Origin of the sequence: Pseudomonas sp. (genome assembly GCF_030147005.1) — a bacterium.
GTDB lineage: Bacteria > Pseudomonadota > Gammaproteobacteria > Pseudomonadales > Pseudomonadaceae > Aquipseudomonas.
The window spans coordinates 1-17,754 of record NZ_JASLAW010000138.1; the positions used below are offsets into that span (position 1 = coordinate 1).

The window sequence follows — 17,754 nt, forward strand, 5'->3', positions numbered from 1 at the left end:
CTTGCTCCCGCTGGACTGCGTAGCAGTCCCATTTTTGGGGCCGCTTCGCGCCCCAACGGGAGCAAGCTCCCTCGCCACAGGTCGCAGGTTTTTCTGCTTTAGCGCTTAACTGACCGGCATTAGGGCTTGCCCGCGAAGGCGCGATGTCAGCCACCGCATCAGTGGCTGAACCACCACATTGGCGAGTACGGCCGTTCCCGCACTTTGATGTTCGCTCCCACGCACCGTGCGGGAACGCTAAAAAAGCCGTTAGTCGCCCACCCCGCGATGCATTAAAGTAAGCGCCCCAGGCCGGTGTTTTCCCTGACACCCGAGCTCATCTTTCCAGGAACCGTCATCGATGGAACATCGTGAAGCGCTGCTAGCGCTGCGAACCTTTCTTTCTACGCAGATTCTCGGCCAGGAAAAACTCATCGATCGCCTGTTGATCGCCCTGCTCGCCGACGGCCATATGCTGGTTGAAGGCGCGCCGGGCCTGGCCAAAACCAAGGCCATCAAAGAGCTGGCTGAAGGTATCGAAGCGCAGTTCCATCGTATCCAGTTCACCCCCGACCTGTTGCCCGCCGACATCACCGGCACCGAAATCTATCGCCCGGAAACCGGCAGCTTCGTCTTTCAGCAAGGGCCGATCTTTCACAACCTGGTGCTGGCGGATGAAATCAACCGCGCCCCGGCCAAGGTCCAGTCGGCGTTGCTTGAGGCCATGGCCGAGCGCCAGGTCAGCGTGGGCCGCAGCACCTACGAGCTGTCGCCGTTGTTTCTGGTCATGGCCACGCAAAACCCCATCGAACAGGAAGGCACCTACCCCCTGCCGGAAGCCCAGCTCGATCGATTCCTGATGCACGTCAAGATCGGCTTCCCGGATGCCGCCGTCGAGCGACGCATCCTCCAACAGGCGCGTGGCGAAGCGCTCAACGGCGAAACCAAGCCCGAGCGCCGCGTCAGCCAGCAGGCGATCTTTGCCGCACGCAAGGAAATCCTCGGCCTGTACATGGCCGATGCGGTGGAGGAATACCTGGTGCAACTGGTCATGGCCACGCGCACCCCGGCCAAGTTCGACCTGGAGATGGCCGAGTGGATTGCCTACGGCGCAAGCCCGCGCGGCTCCATCGCCCTGGATCGCTGTGCCCGCGCCCATGCCTGGCTGGCCGGTCGCGATTTCGTCAGCCCCGAAGATATCCAGGCAGTACTGTTCGACGTGTTGCGCCACCGTATCATTCTGTCGTTCGAGGCCGAAGCCGCAGGCGTAGACCAGGACCGTGTGGTGCAACGCATTCTTGACGTCGTTGCCGTCGCTTGAAGTCGATGAACGCGAGCGCGGGTATCCACGTCACGCTCAGTGAGTTGATCGAGATGCGCCATCGCGTGCGTGAAGTGCAATTGTTTTCCACGCCCGGCCAGCGCAGCCCGTTGATCGGCCTGCACCATTCCAAGCTGCGCGGGCGCGGTGTCGATTTCGACCAGGTGCGCGTGTACCAGGCCGGGGATGACGTGCGCACCATCGACTGGCGCGTGACGGCGCGCACCCAGGAGCCACACACCAAGCTGTTCCACGAAGAGCGCGAACGGCCGATTTTCATCATGGTCGAGCAAAGCTGCCGGCTGTTTTTCGGCTCGGGGCAGATGTTCAAGTCGGTGCTCGCCGCACAAGCCGCCAGCCTGATCGGCTGGGCCGCCTTGGGGCATAACGACCGCGTGGGCGGTTTGGTGTTCGGCGATAACGAGCACTACGAAATCAAACCCCGGCGCAGCAAGCAAAGCCTGCTGCAACTGCTTAACCGCCTGGTGCGGGTCAACCAGAGCCTGAACACCGAAAGCCTTCCTGAAGCCGACGCCCTGGGCATGGCCTTGCGCCGTGGCCGCGAGGTGCTGCGCCCGGGCAGCCTGGGCATTGTGATCTGTGATGAACGGGCGCTCACCGAAGGCGCCGAGCAGCAGTTGAGCCTGTTGTCGCGCCATTGCGACCTGCTGCTGTTGCCCATCTCCGACCCGCTGGACCACGCCCTGCCCGCAGCCGGGTTGCTGCGTTTCGCGCAGAGAGGCGCGCAACTGGAACTGGACACGCTGAATGTCGATTTGCGCCAGGCTTACAAGGCCCAGGCCCAAGCACGTATCGCTCGCTGGGAACGGCTCGCGCAAAAGCTGCGGGTTTTGTTGATGCCGTTGAGCACCCAGAGTGAAATGGTCGAGCAACTGCGCGAATACCTCAACCCGCAACGCCCGGTCAAAAAACAATGAGCAGCCTCGACCAACTGCAACCGCTGATCGCCCCGCCGGCCATCGGCTTCTGGCCGCCCGCGCCGGGCTGGTGGCTGCTGTTGCTGGTGATTCCGTTGCTCAGTTGGGGCCTGTGGTGGCTACGGCGTTTCTTGCCCACCCGCCAGCCCGTCGCCCGCGCCGAACAACCGCTGGACCCGCTGCGCATCGCTGCCCTGGCCGAGCTGGCGCTGATGCCCAAACCCTACGACGGCGCGCCCGCCGGGGCCTGGCTGCAGCAACTCAATGGCTTGCTCAAGCGCCTGTGCCGCAACGACTACCCCTACAGCCAGAGCCACACCCTCAACGGCCGCAAATGGCTGGCGTTCCTGGATAACCGCTGCCCCGCCGCCGGCCTCACGCGCTGGATGGTGCTGGTCGAAGGCGCGTACAAGCCCGAATGCAAACTCGACGACAAAGCCATCGCCGGCCTGACCCAAGCCGTCGACACCTGGATTCGCAAACATGTTTGAGTTCGCCTGGCCGTGGATCTTCGCCCTGCTGCCGTTGCCGTGGTTGATGCGCCTTATCCTGCCGGTGGCCGACAGTGGCGAACCCGCCCTGAAAGTCAGCTACCTCAATGACCTCGAAAGCCTGGCCCGACGCCGCGCCCGGGTGAACCTGCCGGGCTGGCGCCAGCAGGCACCGTTCGTGGTGCTGTGGCTGTTGCTGTTGACCGCCGCCGCACGCCCGGAGTGGCTCGGCGAGCCGCTGCCGATTGCCGCCAGTGGGCGCGACTTGCTGGTGGCGGTGGATGTGTCCGGCTCCATGGATTTTCCCGACATGCACTGGCAGGACGAGGACGTCAGCCGCCTGACCCTGGTCAAGCCCCTGCTCGGGGATTTTCTTGGGGGGCGTGAAGGCGACCGCGTGGGCCTGATCCTGTTCGGCAGCCAGGCTTACCTGCAAGCACCGCTGACCTTCGACCGGCGCACCGTGCGCACCTGGCTGGATGAAGCGCGCATCGGCATTGCCGGCAAGAACACCGCTATCGGCGACGCCATCGGCCTGGCCTTGAAACGCCTGCGCCAACGCCCGGCGCAAAGCCGCGTGCTGATCCTGGTGACCGACGGCGCCAATAACGCCGGGCAAATCGACCCGCTCACCGCCGCGCGCCTGGCCGCTGAAGAAGGCGTGAAAATCTATCCGATCGGCATCGGCGCCGACCCCGAGCAAACCGGCTCCTTGGGCATTCTCGGGGTTAACCCGAGCCTGGACCTCGACGAACCGGCGCTCAAGGCAATCGCCGAGGCGACTGGCGGCCAGTATTTCCGCGCCCGCGATGGCCAGGAGCTGGAACAGATCAAAACAACCCTCGACACCCTTGAGCCCGTGGAACAGCAACCTACCCAGGCCCGCCCTGCCCACGCGCTGTACAGCGGCCCACTGGCCCTGGCGCTGATCCTCAGCGTGTTGCTGGTGGTTCAGGAACGCTGGCCGAACAACGCCTTGCAGCGGCTGTACAACAAACTGTCGAGCAAGGGCATGTTCCTGCCACAAAGCCCTGAATGGCGCCAGCGCCTCAATCGCCTGCGCTTGCGGAGGCGTCGATGATCGCTCTGTGGCCGCACTGGTTACGTCCCTGGTGGCTGTTGCTGCTGCCGCTGCTCGGCTGGTTGCTGTGGCAGCTGTGGCACCGACAAAAACGCGCCGGGCGCTGGCAGATCATCCTGCCGCCGGCCTTCCATGCCACGCTGCTCAGTGGCGGCAACGGGCGCGAAAGCAAATCACCTTGGGTGGTGCTCGGCGTCGCCTGGCTGCTGGCGTTGCTGGCGCTGCTCGGGCCCAGCTGGCAACGGGTTGAACAACTCAGCCAGAAGCCTTCTGACCCGCTGGTCGTGCTGCTGGAACTCACCCCCGAGATGCTCGCCACCGACAGCCCGCCCAACCGCCTCGAACAGGCGCGGCGCAAACTGTATGACTTGCTGCAAGCACGCACCGACGCGCAAACCGCCATCGTCGTGTATGCCGGCAGCGCCCACACCCTGGTGCCGCTGTCGGATGACTTGGCCACCAGCCGTAACCTGCTTGAAGCGCTACGCCCCTCGATCATGCCCGAGCCCGGCCACCGCGCCGACCTGGCCGTGGAAAAAGCCCTGGGCCTGCTCAAGCACGGCGGCCTGGGCCAGGGGCGCCTGCTGCTGATCGGCTCGTCGCTGTCCAAACAGGAGCGCCAGGGTATTCGCCTGCTGCTGCAAAGTAACCAGACGCCGAGCTTGTCGATCCTCGGCATCGGCAGCCGCGAAGGCACGCCGGTCACCCAGGAAAGCGGCGAATTCCTCAAGGACGAACAGGGTGCGATCCTGATCCCGCGCCTGGACAGCCCCACCCTCAAGGCGTTCGCCAGCGAAATGGGCGGCCGCTACCGAGCGGCGCGCCTGGACGAAAAAGACCTGCGGCAACTGGGCGTACTCGACCCGCCCCAAGCCCTGCGCGACGACGGCCAACTGCTGCGCCTGGACACCTGGGCCGACCAGGGTTACTGGCTGCTCCTGCCGCTGCTGCTGTTGGCCGCCTGCGCCGGGCGCCGCGGCTGGCTGTTTTGCCTGCCGCTGCTATTGATGGCCGCACCGCAGCCCAGCTATGCCTTCCAATTCCAGGACCTGTGGCTGCGCCCCGATCAGCAAGGCCAGTACCTGCTCAAGAAAAAACGCCCCGCCGAGGCTGCCGAGCGCTTCCAGGACCCGCAATGGCAAGGCGTGGCCCTGTACGAAGCCGGCAACTATGCCGAGGCCGTCAAGCGTTTTGCCGAAGGTGACGACGCCTACGCCCACTACAATCGGGGCAATGCCCTGGCCAGATCCGGTGCGCTGGAAGCTGCGATCGACGCCTACGAACAGGCCCTGGAAGCTCAACCCGATCTGCAACCCGCCCTGAAAAACAAGGCGCTGGTGGAACGCTTGCTCCAGGAACAAGCGCAGCCCAAGCCCGATGAACCCGAAAAAAACGAGGATGACGAAACCACCCAACCCGGCCAAACTGCGCAACCGGGCGCCGACGGGCAAACGGCCAAGGGAGGCGAGCAATCCACCCAGGGCCAGGGCGAAGCCGGCAATGGCACCACCGACACCGCGACCGCGCGGCCGCCCGGCAGCAACGAAGTGCCAGGCAGCGAACTGGGCGACGAGCAAACCACCACGCCGCCGCTACGCCCCGCCGACGCCAGCCTTGAAGGCGAACAGCGCCAGGCGCTGGAGCAATGGCTGCAGCAGATCCCGGACAACCCCGGCGAGCTGCTGCGGCGCAAATTCTGGTACGAACAGCAACAACATCAGGACAAGACTCGATGAGCCGCCGCACCACCCTTCTGCTCTTGCTCGCATTGTCGGCAGGCCAAGCCCAGGCGGCGAACCTGGTCGCCAGCGTCGACCGCAGTCGCCTCAATTCCGGGGAAACGGTGGAACTGACGGTGGAATCCAGCGACGTGACTCAGTTCGGCAAGCCCGACCTGTCGCCCCTGGATGCGCAATTCGAAGTCAGCGGCACGCGCCAGATCAACCAGCTCACCACCCTGGGCGGCGATAACCACGCCACCACGCGCTGGATCATCACCCTGCTGCCCAGGGAAAACGGCACCGTTGTGATCCCGCCGCTGCAAGTGGGCGAACTCACGACCCAGCCGATCACCCTGCAGGTGTTGGAAACCGCCAGCCAGAACACCAGCGCCGAACTGGCGCCGGTGTTTGTCGAAGCCAACCTCGACCAGCCCAGCGTTTACGTGCAGGCCCAGGCCCTGCTGACGGTGCGCGTGTATCACTCGGTGTCGCTGTATGACGACAGCAGCCTCACGCCACTGCAAATCCCCGACGCCCGCGTTGAGCAACTGGGCGAGTCGCGCACCTATGAAAAAGTCATCAACAGCATTCGCCATGGCGTGATCGAAACCCGCTACGCGATCTACCCGCAGCGCAGCGGAACGTTGGCCATCGCGGCGCAAACCTTCAGCGCCACCCTGGTGGAGTCGCGCCCACCCCAGGAGAACACCCTGCAGGGCACCAAGCCGGGCAAGCTGATCCACGCAAGCTCGGCGCCCCTTGCGCTGATCGTCAAGGCCAAGCCCGAGTTCTATCCCGCCGACACTCCGTGGTTGCCGGCGCGCAGCCTGAGCCTGAGCGAAGCCTGGAACCCCGAGCCCGAGCATGTACAGGTGGGTGACTCGCTGACGCGCAACCTCACGGTCAAGGTCGAAGGCTTGTCCAGCGCGCAACTGCCGGCGCTGCCCAGTACCGACGTCAACGGCCTGCGGCGCTACCCGGATCAACCGGTACTGGGCAACGAGACCCGCGACCGGGGCCTGGTCGGCAGCCGGGAAGACCGTGAAGCACTGGTGCCCACCCGTGCCGGTGCGCTGGAACTGCCCGCCGTGGAAGTGGTGTGGTGGAACACCCATGAAGACCATCTTGAACGCACCACCCTGCCGGCCCGCACCCTGCAAGTGGCGGTCAACCCGAGCCTGATGGTGGACACCCCCGCCACGCCGACCGTCATCACCGCGCCGGATGACGAACGCCTGTGGCTGTGGCAACTGAGCACCTTGCTGCTGGCCTGCACCACCTTACTGGGCTTCGGCCTGTGGTGGCGCGCTCGCCGCCAACCTGCCGTGCAACGCGCCGCGCAAACCGGCCCCAGCCCGCGCACCCTGCTCGACGACCTCAAGCGCGCCACCCTGGCCAACGACCCCCAGGCCACCCGGCAGGCGCTGGATGCGTGGGCGCGCCAGCAACCGGAAACCCTGGCCGACATGGCGGCGCGGTTCGTGCCGCTGTCGGATGCGTTGGATGGGTTGAACGGCGCGCTGTACAGCGAGAGCGGCCAGTATTGGCTGGGTGAAGACCTGTGGCGCGCGATCAAGGCCATCCCCGTGTCCGAACGCGAACAAGACCCGGCGACGGACGCCACCAGCTTGCCGCCGCTTTACCCTAAATAACCGCACACCAACTGACACACCACCATTCAAAATGTCGGAGCGCGCTTGCTCCCACAATTATTCTGCGTCGCTGGGGGCCGTTTTATTTAACCTGAACTTGTTTTTTACGGATGTCGGGACTCGCGTGAGGCCCGTTCGAATTACCTGAATTCCAACACAATGGCTACAACTGCCAACCAAATCATGGCGGTAACCATCATCGTAGTGACGATCGTGAGAAGACGTTTTAGATAGGGAGGAAAGTTTTCAAAGTCCACCGGGTCCAAATCGCCTAAGCGAATATGAGATTTTGGCAACAAGATCATCCCCGCGATTTTAGACATTTCCAAAAGAGACCAAATCAAACCTCGCTTGCCGAGGCAGTCTCCCCAAAGATAGATATACCGGCTATTTTTCAATGCTTCCTTTATAGCGTCCAAGTGACGACGGGTGAGGTACAGGCTGAATACGAGGCCGGCATTTCCAAGCAGAAGCGGGCCGCCAGAGAAAATCCAGAAAGCCAGCCATGATTTCCAAAACTCTTCCGTTGTCATGGCAAAGTTTTCTCATACAAAATTTTTCCGCCTATTTCGCCACCTTTGCCACCGACAGTCGTACCCGCCCATGCGCCTGTTCCAACCAAAGCAGCAACACAGACAACTCCACCTATACCTGTCGTGACACCCAGTCCCAAGCAAATGGTACTACCGGCAATGCTGCCGACCCATCCGCCAAAAGCACCGCCGCTAACCGAGCCGGCAAACTTTCCGCCCTCTGTAAACTTGATCTTTTCGCAAGCCGCTCCGGAATCGTTATTACACACCTGTTGTATCGCCAACGAGGAGGAGATGCCGCCAAGTCCAATCCCAATGTAACCCCCCGCTTTCATGTATCGGGCAGCGCGACTGATCGCCTCCACATGCGCGGAATAACCCGGAATCTGCCCCGGCCCGCCCGCCTTGTCCCAGTGATGCACCAGACTGCGACTGGAAATACCCAGGGCCGTTTTCAACTTGGGGTGGTCGCCCAAGGTTGTCTGGCCGCGCAAGCGCGTGGAGTTGAGCAGATGGGCATCCAGCTGGCTCATTAGACGCTGGCGATCCGTGAAGAACTGCGGCGATTTAAGGTGGCCGTGCTGGCGATAACTTTTCTGATGCAGACGCTCAATGGCTTGGAGGGTGTCGCGCAGGTTACTCAAGTGAGTTTCCATCACCACCGCGCTGACGCCCAGCCAGGTTGAGGTATGGCCGATGAAACCGGCAATCTCGGCTCCGTGGCGATACAGAAAGTCGGCCTCGTCCGGCGTCACGGAATCCAGCGATGCGTCAACGTGCCGAGCGGCCTGCATCAGCTGCGCTTCCTGATAGGTGCAGGCCGTGTTGTCAGGATCGCTGAGTACGATCATCGAGCCAGCTTTGACGTCACCCGTGTTGGGATTAAGTGCCTGGAATTTGCGCATTACAGCCGGGTCGAGCGTCGCGAAAAGCGTCGCCTCCAGTGCCTCGCGGGCCATGCTTTTGGGCACAATATAAAAACCGGGCTCTTCGCCCTGCACGCCACTGAACACAACCGGGATTGCGCGGTTAGCCGCTTGTGACGGCGCGGCGTGGCGGCTGGCGGCTGTCGCCCGAGCCGAGTCGACCGCCTGGCTGGCGGTTCGCGAGATGGTGTCGCGGCTTTCGTAAGTAGCTTTGTAGACCGAAGGGATCAGTTGGGCTTTACAGGAACAGTCACTGCGGCTGTCCAGAGTCCCCGCCACGAGCCTGCCATGACTGTTCATGTAGGAAATACCGCCGACGATCCGATAGATTTGACCATCTTTTCCGCAACTGACCGGGTCACCCTCTCGAGCATGAACGAGGCCATGCATGTTGACGCGTCCATCACCGTTCAGCACTTGCCCACCGCAGGTGGTCTTGTCACCAAGCCCAATGAAATAACCCACGCTCATCGTCTTGCCCTTTATCCATGGAGTTTGTTGGCCGTCATTCCCCCTGCTTGTCTCGATAAAAATTTTGGCGCAGCGCATTTCAATCGAGGTAAACGAGTAAGAGAACGTCAGTGGCGGGCCAAACTCTGAAGAGCGATTTACTTAGGGTAAAGTCGGACCGTTCCGAGGGGGTGGTCGTAAAAGTCTGATAGCCCAGCGACGCCCGGAATAGCGCACCAGCGTCTACCCGTTACTGCGGGTCTGCGTCGGTTGCTGGACATGCAATGTTAAAGGCCAGCAATCCATATCCCTTTAATTTGCAGGACGTTTCCTAGACACTCCTTCGGCCTTGCGCCTGCTCAATACACTGGCTAGCCTTCGCTCCGTCGCTGCCTATCAGCGATCGGGTGTGAGATCCCGTGTATTAGCAGGCGCCATGCGCCACAACCGTCAATGGCGGCTGTGTGCGGGCAGACTTCGGTCTGGCCGGGTCCTGCTTCCGGTATCTCACCCCGCACATAGCTGCCACCTTTTGACGTGTGAGATCGACAAAAGAATGGCTCCCAATCCAAGCAGAAGCTTCACGTATGAACAAACTCGTCCCCGATCCACCTTTTCCCATTTTCGTCGCCCACGAAGACCTCAGTTTCGAAGACGCCATCGCCAGCATTTCCTCGCTATTACGCTGTGCCGCGACCACCGCCACCGAAGCCGCCGAAGGCCTCAAAGGCACCCAACGCGACATGGCCTGCTCCACCGCTCATCTGATCGACATGGCCCGCACCCTGGCGGACCGGGCGATGGAGTGCCTGCAACCCCAGGCATAATCCACCCTCGCCCCCCTGTGGAAGCGGGCGTGCAAGCGGAAGCGGTGCGTCAGCCAAAGATGTTTTAACCGACACACCCCCGGCGCGAGCAAGCCCGCTCCCACGCCATGATCTGCGCCTCACGCAGGCACCGCCTTTGCATTTACAGGTAAACTCCCCTCCTTTTCATCTTCTCCACGGAGTTCGCCTTGCGTCTGTTCCACACCTCCGACTGGCACCTTGGGCAAAACCTGCACGGCCAGGAACGCGACTTCGAACATGCCTGTTTCCTTGAATGGCTGCTCGGCCAACTGAAGGCCCATCGCCCGGACGCGCTGCTGATCGCCGGCGATATCTTCGACACGGTCAACCCGCCGCTCAAAGCCCAGGAGCGCCTGTATGACTTCATCATCGGCGCCCACGAACAGAACCCGACACTGACCATTGTGATGATCGCCGGCAACCACGACTCCGGCTCACGCATCGAATTGCCTGCACCGTTGATGCGCCGCCTGCGCACCCATGCCCTTGGCCGAGTGCTGTGGCTGGATGACGGCCAATTGGATGCCGAACGCCTTCTGATCCCCTTGCCGGATGCCAAAGGCAAGATCGCCGCGTGGTGCCTGGCGCTGCCCTTTCTGCGTCCGGCTGAAGTCACGGGCGCGCAGTTGGGCGATGATTACCTGCGGGGTATCGGCCAAGTGCATGAGTGGCTGATTGCCGCCGCCAATACCAAACGCAAGAAAGGCCAGGCGCTGGTTGCCATCAGCCATGCGCACATGGCCGGGGGCTCGGTGTCGGAAGATTCCGAACGCAGCTTGATCATCGGCAATGCCGAGGCGTTGCCGGCCACGCTGTTCGATAAAAGTGTCGGGTATGTCGCCCTCGGCCATTTGCACAAACCGCAAAAGGTGAATGGCGAAGAGCGCATTCGCTACAGCGGTTCGCCGATTCCGCTGTCTTTTTCCGAAATCAGCTACAAGCACCAGGTGCTCGACGTGACGTTCCAGGGCGAAAGACTGGTCAGCGTCGAACCGCTGCCGATTCCGCGCTCGGTCAACCTGCAACGCCTGGAGGCCGCGCCGCTGGCCGATATTCTCAAGGCCCTGGCGGAGTTGCCGGACGTCGACCTGCTGGCCGAAACCCAGCGCCACCCCTGGCTGGAAGTGCGTGTACGGCTCGACGAGCCACAGCCAGACCTGCGCCAGCAGATTGAGAACGCCCTGCAAGGCAAGGCCGTGCGTCTGGTGCGCATCGCCGCCGAATACGCAGGTATTGGCCAGCGCGAAGACGGCGACGAAGACCGCCTGGTCGAACTCGACCAACTCACGCCCCAGGAGCTGTTCAGCCGCGCCTGGCAGGACAGCTACGGCAGCGAAGTGGATGAACAGACCTTGAAGGACTTCGCCGTACTGCTCCAGGAAGTGCAACAGGAGGGCGAACAGCCATGAAAATCCTCGCCATCCGCCTGAAAAACCTCGCCTCCCTGGCCGGGCCGTTCGAGATCGACTTCACCGCCGAGCCCCTGGCCAGCGCCGGTTTGTTCGCCATCACCGGGCCGACCGGCGCCGGTAAAAGCACCCTGCTCGATGCACTGTGCCTGGCGCTGTTTGGCGCGGTGCCGCGCCTGGGCGACACCGGCCAGGCCAAGATGCCGGATGCCGACAGCGATATTTCCATCGGCGACCCGCGCACGCTGATCAGGCGTGGTACCGGCGGTGGCTATGCCGAGGTGGATTTCGTCGGCGTCAGCGGCCGCCGCTACCGCGCCCGCTGGGAAGCCAACCGCGCCCGCGACAAGGCCAGCGGCAAGTTGCAGAACAGTCGCCAGAGCCTGATCGACCTGGACAGCGAGCAACTGCTGGCCAGTCAGAAAACCGAATACAAGACCCAACTGGAACTGGCCCTGGGGCTGAACTTCGAACAATTCACCCGCGCAGTGCTGTTGGCGCAAAGCGAGTTCAGCGCCTTTCTCAAGGCCAACGACAACGAGCGCAGCGAACTGCTGGAAAAGCTCACCGATACCGCGCTTTACACTCAACTGGGCCGCCGTGCGTTCGACAAGGCCAAGGACGCCAAGGACGTCCACAAACAGTTGCAGGACCAGGCCAGCGGCGTGGTGCCCCTGGCCCCCGAAGCCCGTGCCGAGCTGGACCAACAGCTGGGCCAGGCGCAGCAGCAACTCAAAACCCATCAGGCCCGACTCAAGCAGTTGGAATTGCAGCACACCTGGCTCAAGGAGTTGCGCGAGTGGCAAGAGCGCCGACAAAGCGCCGCCGAGCAGTTGCAGCAAGCCCGGCAACTGTGGGACAGCCAAGGCCAGCAACGCCAAGACTTGACGCGCCTGGACCAGCTCGCTCCGCAGCGCCATCACTTCGTGCGCCGCGCTGAACTCGATGTATTGCTGGCCCCGCTCGCCGCGCAGATTCAACAGCACCTGGCACAACAAACCGTGCTGCACAGCCGCCAGGAACAGGCGCAACACCAGCAGGCCAGCGCCCAGTCGGCACTCGGCCAGGCCCAGCAAAACCAGGCGCACGCCGCGCCTCTGTTGCGCCAGGCGTTCGACGCACAAACCACCCTCGCCCACTTGACCAAAGAACTGGCCAAGCGCACCGAGGACCAGCAGCAGCAAGAAAGCGCCTGCAACGAAGGCCAGGCCTTGCTCAACGGCCTGCAAGACAAACAGGCCCAGGTTGCCGAACGCCTGCAAAGCCTGGCCACTGCGCTGGAGCGCAGCGCCGCCCTGGCGCCATTGAGCGACGCCTGGACGGCCTACCGTGATCGCCTGCAACAACTGATGTTGATCGGCAACCGCCTGAACCAGGGCGAGGCCGAACTGCCGCAACTTGAACAGCGCGCCAACACCGCCGCCGAGCAATTCACCCAGCAGCGCGAAGCCCTGGACTTGCTGTACCAGGAGGCCGGCGCCGAACCGCACGCGGTGGCCGAACAAATTCAGTTGCTCGCAAGCCTCCTGCAAGACAATCGCAAGCAACAACGCGCCTTCGAAGACCTGGCACGTTTGTGGGACAGCCAGCAACAACTCGACGCCCAGGCAAGCGCGCTGGCGCAAAAACTCACTGAGGCGGCGCAGCAACGCGAACAACTGAACCAGACCGGCCTGCAAACCAAGGCCGAACTGACGGTGGCCGAGCAAACCCTGACGGTGACCAAGCAACTGCTCGAGCGCCAGCGCCTGGCGCGCAGTGCCAGCGTCGAAGAACTGCGCGAGCAATTGCAGGATGACCAGCCCTGCCCGGTTTGCGGCAGCCACGAACACCCCTATCACCAGCCCGAAGCGCTGTTGCAGAGCCTGGGGCGTCATGATGAAAACGAAGAGGCCTCGGCACAGAAGGCCGTCGACAGTCTCAAGGAAAAACTCACCGAATTGCGCGGTGAAGTCGGCGGTCTGATCGCCCAGCAAAAAGAGTTCCTGCAGCAACAAGAGCAACTCACTCTGCAGCAGCAGGCGTTAATCCCAAGCCTGGAAGCGCACCCACTGTGCGCTGCGCTGTTCAATCAGGACGCCGCCAAGCGCAGCACCTGGTTGGCTCAACAATTGGCGCAACTGACGCAAAGCATCGCCCAGGACGAACAGCGCCAGGGCGCCCTGCTCAACCTGCAACAAAACGCAGGGCGTTTGCAGCAGCAGTTGCAAGCCGCTCAGGAGGCCAGCCAGCAGGCGCGTCAATTGTTGCTCGACCAACAGCGCGCCCTGGCCAGCGACCGCGAACGCCTCGACGCGGAACTTGGCAGCTTCGCCAGCCTGTTGCCCGCCGCGACGCTGGAAGGTTTGCGCAGTGAGCCGGCGCAGACCTTCCTGCAGCTCGACCAGCAGGTCAGCCAGCGCCTCGAACAACTGGGTCATCAGCGTGATGAGCTGGCTGAGCAACAAGAGCGCCAGCAGGCTATCGAGAAACAACAAACCCACCAGCAGCATCGCCAGCAGCAACTGGAGGCGCTGAATCTGCAGATCGCCGAGTTGGCCACCCAGCAACGCGACGCCCAGGCGAAACTCAGCGCCTTGCTGGGCGAGCACGGCAGCGCCGAACAGTGGCAACAACAACTGGATCAAGCCGTCGCCCAGTCACGCCAGAGCGAAACCGATGCCAGCCAAGAGCTGCACGCCGTACACACTGCCCTGGTGCAATTGGTCGCCGACCTCAAGGCCCTGTTGGAACGCCAGCAAGCGCTCGACACAGAACAACAGGCCTTGGACACGCGCATCAGCGCATGGCGCGCCTCACACCCCGAGTTGGACGACGAGGGCCTGGCGCGCCTGCTGGCGCTGGACGATGCCCAGGTCACAGACCTGCGCCAGCAACTGCACACTCGCGAAAAAGCCGTCGAACAGGCCAACGTGCTGCTGCAAGAGCGCGAGCAGCGCCTGGCCGAGCATCAGGCTTTGCACAACGGCAACCTGGACGCCGAACAGCTGGACGCCAGCCTCGTCGCGCTCAACCAACAGTTGGCCGAGGGCGAGAAACACTGCGCTGAACTGCGCGCCCGCCAGGCCGAAGACCAACGGCGCCAGGACGCCAACCACGCCCTGGCCGAACAGATCGCCAAGGCCTATGACGAATGGCAGCGCTGGGCACGCCTGAACGCGCTGATCGGCTCGGCCACCGGCGACACCTTTCGCAAGATCGCCCAGGCCTACAATCTCGACCTGCTGGTGCACCATGCCAACGTGCAACTGCGCCAACTGGTGCGCCGCTACCGCCTCAAACGCGGCGGCAGCATGCTCGGCCTGCTGGTGATGGACACCGAGATGGGCGACGAACTGCGCTCGGTGCACTCGCTGTCGGGCGGTGAAACCTTCCTGGTGTCGCTGGCGCTCGCCCTGGGCCTGGCTTCGATGGCTTCGAGCACGTTGAAAATCGAGTCGCTGTTTATCGACGAAGGTTTCGGCAGCCTCGATCCCGAATCCCTGCAATTGGCCATGGACGCCCTGGACGGCTTGCAGGCCCAGGGGCGCAAGGTGGCGGTGATCTCCCATGTGCAGGAAATGCACGAGCGCATCCCGGTGCAGATCCAGGTCAAGCGCCAGGGCAACGGCTTGAGCACTCTGGAGGTCAAGTGAGCCAGACGCTGCTGTACTCGTTCCGGCGCTGCCCCTATGCGATGCGCGCGCGGTTGGCGCTGCGCTATTGCGGCGTACCGGTGGAAATCGTCGAGGTGAGCCTTAAGGCCAAGCCGCCCGAGATGCTGGCCTTGTCACCCAAGGGCACGGTGCCGGTGCTGAGCGTGGAAGGTCGAGTGATCGAGGAAAGCCTGGACATCATGCAATGGGCGCTGGCACGGCACGATCCTGACGATTGGCTGCTGCAAGGCGACCCTGCGGTGTCGGCGTTGATCGAGGAGAATGACCAGGTGTTCAAACATCATTTGAATCGATACAAGTACGCCGAGCGCTACCCGGAACAGCCGATGGAACATTATCGGGCCGAGGGCGAGGTATTCCTGCACAAGCTGGAGGGTTTGCTGGCTGATCGCGAGTACTTGCTCGCCGACCACCTGAGCCTGGCGGATGTGGCGCTGGCGCCATTCGTGCGGCAGTTCGCCCATGTAGATCGAGCGTGGTTCGCGGGGGCGCTGTATGGGCGATTGCAGGTCTGGCTGCAGCGGTTTCTGGAGTCACCGCTGTTTATCGCAGTGATGGCCAAGCCCTGATGGCCATTACCACCGTGGGAGCCGGCTTGCCTGCTCCCACAATTGACCGTCCCTCAATTGAGGTTCAGTGCTGGGTCTTGTGGTCCAGTGCGGCGTAAAAGTTGGCGCTTTGCTGCAGGTATTTCTGGGTGTAGGCCGTGGTGTTGGATTTTTTGCCGGTAACTTCCACGCTGGCGGCGGCAGGCAATGCCACGGTAGCGGAAACAGCGGAAGCGGCGATGATCGAGAAAAGATTGAAGTTCATGGCGGTAACCCTCGTGTGCGTTCGTTTAGGTGGCCGGGAGGCCTTGGAACCCAACTTACGCCCGAGGGTTGAACCTTAGAAATGCTTTGAAACAGTAGCTGTCATCAATAAAATTAATAGTAAAGCTCAGGCCCCGCATTGCGGGGCCTGTGGCTTATTGACGCACCAGGAACTTGAGGTCGCTGGGCGCATCGATCGGCATTTTTTGCACGGTTTTACCCAACAGGCCAGTGTTGGGGTCGCGCTCAACCACCACGATTTCGTTGCTTTTCTGGTTGGCGACCAGCAAGAACTTGCCGCTCGGGTCCAGGCTGAACTCGCGCGGATGATCACCGTCGACGGAGCGGCGCTGGATTTCCTTGAGGTGAGCGGTCGCCGGGTCGATGCTGAACACCAGCAGTTGATTGGCCGTGCCACGGTTGCTCACATAGAGGAACTTGCCGTCGTTGGAGGCGTGCAGCGCGGCGCCGGCTTTGTCGGACACCGGCTGGCCGCCCGCGAAATCCACCAACTGAGTTTGGGTCAGCTTGCCATCGTTGTAGTCGAATACCGCCACTTGGGCGCTCATCTCGGTGGTCAGCCAGGCGTGCTTGCCATCAGCGCTGAACAACAAGTGGCGCGGGCCGCTGCCGGGAGGCAGTTGCACCGCGGCCGGATCGGCCGGCGTGAGGGGCTGCTCGTGGTTGGCCTTGGGGTCGTAGCGGTAGGCAAACATTTTGTCCGCGCCCAGGTCCTGCACAAACACGTACTTGCCGTCCGGCGAAGACACCACCGAATGCACATGGTTGGACGCCTGGCGCTCAGGGTTGACGCGGCTGGCCGGGTGCGCGCTCAACTGCACCGGTGCCGACAGCTTGCCGCTGGTGTCCACCGGCAAAATCGCCAGGCTGCCGCCCGGGTCTTCCATCACCGAGTAGTTGGCGACAAACAGGTAACGCCCGTCGGCGGCCACGCTGGAGTGGGTTGGCTCGTTGCCCAGGCTCTGCACCTGGTTGATCAGGGTGAGCTGATGGTTCTGCGGGTCGATGCGGTAGCTGCTGACGCGGCCGACCACATCGTCCTGGCCCGGACCGTTTTCATTGACCACGAACAGCTGCTTCTGGTCTTTGGAGATCGTCAACCAGGATGGGTTGGCGGTTTTGGCCGCCAGCACCGGTTTGCCGCTGAACTGCCCGGTGCGGCTGTCGAATTGCAGGCGGTAGATCCCTTCGCTGCTGCCGGCGGTGTAGCTGCCGACCAGCAGTTCATGGATATCAGCCGGTGCGGCCTGCACCGACATCGCGCCGACACTGCCGGCCATCAGCAGGGGCCAGAATTTACGCATCATCATCCGCTTCGTCCTCGTCGTTATTGTTGTCGCCCTGGATGGCGCTCAAGCACACCAGACGGTGTTCACCGTCGTCGTTGCGCAGCAGCCAGCTTTGCAAGCTGTCATCAAAGGTAGCCGCATCCAGTTGTTCTGGACTGAACGTCCAACGCTTGAGTTCCCGGCCGTCCATGCTTTCGATCAGCAGATGGTCATCAAGCTTGAAATCGAAGGCGTGCAGCCCATTGATGAGCAGCATGTCGCTGGTGGTAAGGACGGAGGTCAGGGTGTCGGCAGTCATGGCAGTCAATCATCTACGGGAAAACGCCCATCATAGCCCACACGCTGGCTGGCGGCACAAACCAATGAGGGTGGGCGTTTGCCCTGATACCCGTCAGTTAAACGGGTGACCTGTGGCGAGGGAGCTTGCTCCCGCTGGACTGCGCAGCGGTCCCATTTTCTGGGGCCGCTTCGCGACCCAGCGGGAGCAAGCTCCCTCGCCACAGTTCACCCGCTTAAATGACTGGTATCAGGGCAAACGCCCACCCTCATTGGTTTGTGCCGCCAGCCAGCGTGGGGCCTATCATGGGCGCTTTGCCGTAGATGATTGACTGCCGACACCCTGACCTC

At 62.6% G+C, this 17,754-nt stretch carries 15 protein-coding genes; 10 read left to right on the forward strand and 5 right to left on the reverse strand.

Annotated elements, in window-relative coordinates:
* The first annotated feature begins 340 nt into the window (after positions 1 to 340).
* From Q1V60_RS12675 to Q1V60_RS12700, 6 genes are read left to right on the forward strand one after another with little or no spacing between them, the layout of a single operon-like run.
* Positions 341 to 1,300 carry a MoxR family ATPase gene (locus Q1V60_RS12675; protein WP_300630739.1) on the forward strand — a complete coding sequence of 320 codons (960 nt, stop codon included), beginning with the start codon at positions 341 to 343 and terminating at the stop codon, positions 1,298 to 1,300.
* A 5-nt stretch (positions 1,301 to 1,305) separates the two neighbouring features.
* Complete coding sequence (locus Q1V60_RS12680) at positions 1,306 to 2,238, forward strand: DUF58 domain-containing protein (RefSeq protein WP_300630741.1); 933 nt, start codon at positions 1,306 to 1,308, stop codon at positions 2,236 to 2,238.
* Positions 2,235 to 2,729 (forward strand): DUF4381 domain-containing protein, encoded by a 495-nt coding sequence (locus Q1V60_RS12685; RefSeq protein ID WP_300630744.1) that lies wholly within the window; start codon positions 2,235 to 2,237, stop codon positions 2,727 to 2,729. The genes Q1V60_RS12680 and Q1V60_RS12685 overlap by 4 nt, the downstream gene beginning before the upstream one ends.
* On the forward strand, positions 2,722 to 3,810 hold the full coding sequence (locus Q1V60_RS12690) for a VWA domain-containing protein (RefSeq protein ID WP_300630746.1): 1,089 nt from the start codon (positions 2,722 to 2,724) through the stop codon (positions 3,808 to 3,810). The genes Q1V60_RS12685 and Q1V60_RS12690 overlap by 8 nt, the downstream gene beginning before the upstream one ends.
* A complete protein-coding gene (locus Q1V60_RS12695; RefSeq protein WP_300630749.1) occupies positions 3,807 to 5,546 on the forward strand; it encodes a tetratricopeptide repeat protein in 1,740 nt (579 codons plus the stop codon). Before Q1V60_RS12690 ends, Q1V60_RS12695 begins: the two co-directional genes overlap by 4 nt.
* Positions 5,543 to 7,183: a protein BatD gene (locus Q1V60_RS12700; RefSeq protein WP_300630752.1), complete on the forward strand. Its 1,641-nt coding sequence runs from the start codon at positions 5,543 to 5,545 to the stop codon at positions 7,181 to 7,183. Before Q1V60_RS12695 ends, Q1V60_RS12700 begins: the two co-directional genes overlap by 4 nt.
* Positions 7,184 to 7,323: 140 nt before the next feature.
* Here the strand turns inward: Q1V60_RS12700 and Q1V60_RS12705 are convergent, their stop codons facing one another.
* Both Q1V60_RS12705 and Q1V60_RS12710 read right to left on the reverse strand, forming a co-directional pair.
* The gene (locus tag Q1V60_RS12705) at positions 7,324 to 7,716 is read right to left on the reverse strand and encodes a hypothetical protein (RefSeq protein ID WP_300630755.1); all 393 of its coding nucleotides are present in this window, start codon (positions 7,714 to 7,716) and stop codon (positions 7,324 to 7,326) included.
* Positions 7,713 to 9,191, reverse strand: coding sequence for a PAAR domain-containing protein (locus Q1V60_RS12710; RefSeq protein ID WP_300630758.1), 1,479 nt, complete (start codon positions 9,189 to 9,191; stop codon positions 7,713 to 7,715). The genes Q1V60_RS12705 and Q1V60_RS12710 overlap by 4 nt, the downstream gene beginning before the upstream one ends.
* Positions 9,192 to 9,679: 488 nt before the next feature.
* Here Q1V60_RS12710 and Q1V60_RS12715 point away from each other — a divergent pair, with 488 nt between their 5' ends.
* The 4 genes from Q1V60_RS12715 to Q1V60_RS12730 all read left to right on the forward strand — a co-directional run bounded on the left by Q1V60_RS12715 (position 9,680) and on the right by Q1V60_RS12730 (position 15,574).
* Positions 9,680 to 9,919: a DUF3077 domain-containing protein gene (locus Q1V60_RS12715; RefSeq protein ID WP_300630761.1), complete on the forward strand. Its 240-nt coding sequence runs from the start codon at positions 9,680 to 9,682 to the stop codon at positions 9,917 to 9,919.
* A 188-nt stretch (positions 9,920 to 10,107) separates the two neighbouring features.
* Positions 10,108 to 11,349 (forward strand): exonuclease SbcCD subunit D C-terminal domain-containing protein, encoded by a 1,242-nt coding sequence (locus tag Q1V60_RS12720; RefSeq protein ID WP_300630764.1) that lies wholly within the window; start codon positions 10,108 to 10,110, stop codon positions 11,347 to 11,349.
* Positions 11,346 to 14,984: an AAA family ATPase gene (locus Q1V60_RS12725; protein ID WP_300630767.1), complete on the forward strand. Its 3,639-nt coding sequence runs from the start codon at positions 11,346 to 11,348 to the stop codon at positions 14,982 to 14,984. The genes Q1V60_RS12720 and Q1V60_RS12725 overlap by 4 nt, the downstream gene beginning before the upstream one ends.
* On the forward strand, positions 14,981 to 15,574 hold the full coding sequence (locus Q1V60_RS12730) for a glutathione S-transferase (RefSeq protein ID WP_300630770.1): 594 nt from the start codon (positions 14,981 to 14,983) through the stop codon (positions 15,572 to 15,574). The genes Q1V60_RS12725 and Q1V60_RS12730 overlap by 4 nt, the downstream gene beginning before the upstream one ends.
* A 64-nt stretch (positions 15,575 to 15,638) precedes the next feature.
* On the opposite strand, the gene Q1V60_RS12735 is transcribed toward Q1V60_RS12730, so the two are convergent.
* The 3 genes from Q1V60_RS12735 to Q1V60_RS12745 all read right to left on the reverse strand — a co-directional run bounded on the left by Q1V60_RS12735 (position 15,639) and on the right by Q1V60_RS12745 (position 17,425).
* Positions 15,639 to 15,818 carry a hypothetical protein gene (locus Q1V60_RS12735; RefSeq protein WP_300630773.1) on the reverse strand — a complete coding sequence of 60 codons (180 nt, stop codon included), beginning with the start codon at positions 15,816 to 15,818 and terminating at the stop codon, positions 15,639 to 15,641.
* Positions 15,819 to 15,972: 154 nt separating this feature from the next.
* Positions 15,973 to 17,148 carry a lactonase family protein gene (locus Q1V60_RS12740; protein ID WP_300630776.1) on the reverse strand — a complete coding sequence of 392 codons (1,176 nt, stop codon included), beginning with the start codon at positions 17,146 to 17,148 and terminating at the stop codon, positions 15,973 to 15,975.
* A complete protein-coding gene (locus Q1V60_RS12745) occupies positions 17,135 to 17,425 on the reverse strand; it encodes a DUF5629 family protein (RefSeq protein WP_300630779.1) in 291 nt (96 codons plus the stop codon). Before Q1V60_RS12745 ends, Q1V60_RS12740 begins: the two co-directional genes overlap by 14 nt.
* Positions 17,426 to 17,754: the final 329 nt, after the last annotated feature.

Coding starts and splice junctions, on each gene's coding strand:
- Q1V60_RS12675 (WP_300630739.1), top strand. CDS start 341: ATGGAACATCGTGAAGCGCTGCTAGCGCTGCGAACCTTTCTTTCTACG.
- Q1V60_RS12680 (WP_300630741.1), top strand. CDS start 1,306: ATGAACGCGAGCGCGGGTATCCACGTCACGCTCAGTGAGTTGATCGAG.
- Q1V60_RS12685 (WP_300630744.1), top strand. CDS start 2,235: ATGAGCAGCCTCGACCAACTGCAACCGCTGATCGCCCCGCCGGCCATC.
- Q1V60_RS12690 (WP_300630746.1), top strand. CDS start 2,722: ATGTTTGAGTTCGCCTGGCCGTGGATCTTCGCCCTGCTGCCGTTGCCG.
- Q1V60_RS12695 (WP_300630749.1), top strand. CDS start 3,807: ATGATCGCTCTGTGGCCGCACTGGTTACGTCCCTGGTGGCTGTTGCTG.
- Q1V60_RS12700 (WP_300630752.1), top strand. CDS start 5,543: ATGAGCCGCCGCACCACCCTTCTGCTCTTGCTCGCATTGTCGGCAGGC.
- Q1V60_RS12705 (WP_300630755.1), bottom strand. CDS start 7,716: ATGACAACGGAAGAGTTTTGGAAATCATGGCTGGCTTTCTGGATTTTC.
- Q1V60_RS12710 (WP_300630758.1), bottom strand. CDS start 9,191: ATGCGCTGCGCCAAAATTTTTATCGAGACAAGCAGGGGGAATGACGGC.
- Q1V60_RS12715 (WP_300630761.1), top strand. CDS start 9,680: ATGAACAAACTCGTCCCCGATCCACCTTTTCCCATTTTCGTCGCCCAC.
- Q1V60_RS12725 (WP_300630767.1), top strand. CDS start 11,346: ATGAAAATCCTCGCCATCCGCCTGAAAAACCTCGCCTCCCTGGCCGGG.
- Q1V60_RS12735 (WP_300630773.1), bottom strand. CDS start 15,818: ATGAACTTCAATCTTTTCTCGATCATCGCCGCTTCCGCTGTTTCCGCT.
- Q1V60_RS12740 (WP_300630776.1), bottom strand. CDS start 17,148: ATGATGATGCGTAAATTCTGGCCCCTGCTGATGGCCGGCAGTGTCGGC.
- Q1V60_RS12745 (WP_300630779.1), bottom strand. CDS start 17,425: ATGACTGCCGACACCCTGACCTCCGTCCTTACCACCAGCGACATGCTG.